Origin of the sequence: Flagellimonas olearia (genome assembly GCF_009184425.1) — a bacterium.
Lineage (GTDB): Bacteria > Bacteroidota > Bacteroidia > Flavobacteriales > Flavobacteriaceae > Flagellimonas > Flagellimonas olearia.
In genome coordinates this window covers 1-382 of the sequence record NZ_WELG01000087.1, presented here as the reverse complement: position 1 = coordinate 382, position 382 = coordinate 1, and the positions used below count along the sequence as shown (strand labels likewise).

Genomic DNA, 382 nt, shown 5'->3' with positions numbered 1-382 from the left:
TTTAAATCAGAAGAAAATGTTAAAGGCTTGTTTGCGGATTTAGATGTCAATAGCAATAAATTAGGGAGCTCTCATAAAAAAAGGGTTGAAAAACTGACTAAAATCCTTCAAGCCATAGGGGACATGCAATTAGGCGACTACCAAAAAAGCGGGATTGATGTTTTTGGCGACGCTTATGAATATTTAATGACCATGTATGCGAGCAATGCCGGCAAAAGCGGAGGGGAATTTTTCACCCCCCAAGAAGTGAGCGAACTGCTCGCTAAAATCGCCCTGCACAACCAAGAAAGCGTCAATAAAGTTTATGATCCATGCTGTGGGAGCGGATCGTTACTCTTACAATTTTCTAAAGTGCTAGGCGATAAAAATGTTTCAAAAGGGT

At 40.6% G+C, this 382-nt stretch carries 1 protein-coding gene; it reads left to right on the top strand.

Translation table 11 applies throughout. From position 1 onward, the window contains the following. Nucleotides 1-382 (top strand): N-6 DNA methylase (locus F8C76_RS19945; RefSeq protein ID WP_152132955.1); only part of this gene is annotated, 382 nt, incomplete at both ends.